1 protein-coding gene is annotated in these 252 nt (G+C 43.7%); it reads left to right on the forward strand.

What is annotated here, in order from left to right; translation table 11 throughout:
• The coding region (locus SB725_RS32750; protein ID WP_410923646.1) for an aldehyde dehydrogenase family protein at nt 1–252 on the forward strand (252 nt) is incomplete at both ends.

Below are 252 nucleotides of genomic sequence, written 5' to 3' on the forward strand. Positions count from 1 at the left end.
GGGACGCAAATGCGTCCATTGGTTAGCAAGCAACAACTGAATCAAGTGAAGAAATTCTTTGATATTGCGACAGCCGAAAATCTGGACTGCTTAACCGGTGGTGAGTTATTAGAAGCATCTCGCTATTTTGTAAAGCCAACTATCTATACGAATGTGCCAACGACCAGTCAATTATGGATGGAAGAAGTGTTTGGCCCTGTATTAGTCTGTGCAACCTTTACTGACGGTGCAGAGGCTATCCGTCTAGCTAAT

It is taken from the genome of Pseudomonas sp. SIMBA_041 (assembly GCF_046535095.1).
Lineage (GTDB): Bacteria > Pseudomonadota > Gammaproteobacteria > Pseudomonadales > Pseudomonadaceae > Aquipseudomonas > Aquipseudomonas mucoides.